The sequence below is a fragment of the Limosilactobacillus mucosae genome (assembly GCF_046939755.1).
Classification (GTDB): domain Bacteria; phylum Bacillota; class Bacilli; order Lactobacillales; family Lactobacillaceae; genus Limosilactobacillus; species Limosilactobacillus mucosae_A.
The window spans coordinates 1-2,723 of record NZ_JBKZAY010000056.1 but is presented as its reverse complement, the minus strand read 5'-3'; the positions used below and the strand labels follow the sequence as shown (position 1 = coordinate 2,723).

The 2,723-nt window shown below is 40.4% G+C and carries 1 protein-coding gene; it reads right to left on the bottom strand.

The window, feature by feature from the left end; genetic code table 11:
• Nucleotides 1–656: 656 nt before the first annotated feature.
• Entirely contained in the window at nt 657–2,069 is a 1,413-nt protein-coding gene (locus tag ACLUWI_RS09990) for an MATE family efflux transporter (RefSeq protein WP_412147200.1), read from the bottom strand.
• Nucleotides 2,070–2,723 lie beyond the last annotated feature (654 nt).

The following is a 2,723-nucleotide window of genomic DNA, read 5'->3' as shown; positions in this document are numbered from 1 at the left end:
GTTAATCGAATTGATTACTTCGATGACGCTTTTAAGTTTAACATATCAATTGAAATAAGTCAACAACCTTTTCAATTTAATTTATCAACCAAACCGTCATTCATCAATCGACAACTTTTATAGTCTACCAAAATCAAATCAATCTGTCAACTACTAATTTGATTTCGCTGATTATCATCATCAGCTCATCGCCATGACAACGATATATAACTATACAGGTTTCAACGGATATCGTCAATAGTTTTTTGACGATTTTTCAACTTCTTTTCGCAATCAAAATTACCTGGATAATTGTTACGGCTAGCGACATGCTAATTTATAAATGCCTTTCGGTTAACTGAAACAACCAGTGAAACTTCAAGAATAGCCAGGCTCAGTCTTTCATCAAACCTACTTTAACGAAAGATAGAGCTGGTTCTGAAATCTGGTTAGGCTGCTATTCAGAGCAATAACGATCATGATATCTAATGTTGAGGCTGTTTTCACACAAAAAAAACACGGGTAATCAGAAAGCAGACCGTGAAAAAATGCCCAGGGGATCGCCTTAATAAAAATCAATCTGGAAAGGCTAGCCAATTGGACCTAGTAGAGAAATCAATCCAGATATAGAAAATACCGGACAAAATCAATTACCTTTGTCCGGTATTTCATATTAACTAATGTTGCGTCAACATTTGCAATTTATGATCAGCAACTATTGGTCGTGTCTTAGTCACGTAAGCTTTGCGTATCACTGCTTCATATAAAAGAATCACTGCCGTCCCAGTAATGATCCAGGTAACCGGATAGATCAGCGCCACCTGAGTAAAACTTGTGAAATATGGCAGCATGACGGCAATATAAACAACCCGCAAAATACAGCAGCCAACCAGCGTAATAACAGCCGGTGCCATTGAATGACCTATTCCACGTAGACTACCGCCAGCAATCTCATAAGTTGCCGTCAACGGTTCTAACAGCGCAATAAAAGTGATGCGAATAATTGCATAATGGACGACTGCTGGATTAGTCGAGAAGATATCATCAACCAATGGATAACGGAACAGATAAAAAGTAGTTGAAACGACCGTCGTAAACAAAATGGCACTGACCATCGCGATTCGAGCAATCCTGCGACAACGCTGATATTGGTGTGCTGCATAGTTTTGACTGATAAAGGTAACCGTTGCTTGAGCAAAGCCATTAACAAAGAAGTAGCTGATATATTCAAAATTCAAGCCAGCCGAATTTCCCGCCACGCATGCCGCACCAAAATGGTTAATAGCTGCTTGAATAACGATATTGGATACCGAAAAAATCATTCCCTGCAGGCCAGCTGGTCCCCCGATTGCGATGATTCGTTTTAGATAAGTACGATTTAACGACAGCTTTTTCCAATCAAAATGCAGCATGCCGGTTTCCTTAACCAAGAGACGGTAGATCAAAGCCGCGCTGACTGCATTGGCAATGGTCGTAGCAATCGCCGTTCCATCCGAGCTCATTTGAAACCCGATTACCAAGATCAGGTTTAAGACCACATTGACCATTCCCGAAAACATTAAACAAAATAAAGGTCGCTTGGTATCACCAACCGCTCTTAAGACAGCATTGCCAAAATCATAAATCATTAAAAACGGCATGCCGAGAAAGTACAGCTTTAGATAACTGACTGCTAATGGCATAATGCTGGCTGGCGTATCAAGCAGACCCAGAATCGGCTTAGCAATCAGACAGCCGACCGTCAGCATGATGAGACCACTGATCAATGCTACCGCAAAACCAGTATGCATCGCCGCGTTGACTCGCTCTTTCTTGCCTGCTCCGACCAAACCGGCAATCAATACGTTTGAGCCGATTGAAAGCCCTGTAAACAACATCACCACGATATTGATCACTGGCGCATTGGAACCCACCGCAGCCATTGCATTACTTGAGGCAAAGCGTCCAGCTACCGCCATATCAGTCGCATTAAACAATTGCTGCAAAGTACTCATCAAGGCAATTGGAATCGCTACTTTACACATTTTACCGAAGATGCCACCCTCAAGCATATTGAGTTGGTGAGAAGGTCTCGTCGCTTCTTCATCCATTAGATACATTCACTCTCTTTTCTCTAAAAATCACACAAAAGCTAGTGTAACGCTTATTTTGAAGCAATAAAACCCAAAACTGACAATTGACACGATTCCTTTAAATCTAAAGCAGTCACCAATTGAAAATCAGTGAATGTTTTTATCTGCTGGCGCGCTTTAGACTCATTCCGACATGATAGTCTGAAAAATCATTTTGAAGGTAATCATAATTGAGAGCGAATCTGATATGACTAATGCAAATGGCAAGGCGTGCGTAAAAAAGTCATCCTAATTAACATTAGATTGACTGGATATACAATTACCTACTTCTGGCATCAAATCAGCTAATAGTAGGTAATTTAAGTCTCTTCATGCTGTTCACTCAAGCTTTCCTTCACAAACACAGCGCGAAATCCGCTTAATATTTTTATTCAGAACCTGCCGATCAACTCAGTCTTATTGTTCGCAGTCGGTATGGGTTCGCAGCCATAGTTTGATAGTTGATTTTCCTGTTTTTTTATCTCACCCCTGATTGCATCCGCTCTAAAAAATCCCCCACTTCATTTTTGAAGCAGGGAATTGATCTTCATTAATATAATTTGATAAAAGCCTACAAAAAATTGATAAAACAAAAGCGCCACGATTATCTGATCGTGACGCTTTTAAATTGCA

What these genes read in the sequence shown, in the direction of transcription:
- ACLUWI_RS09990 (WP_412147200.1), bottom strand. Translation starts at nt 2,069, where the DNA reads ATGGATGAAGAAGCGACGAGACCTTCTCACCAACTCAATATGCTTGAG.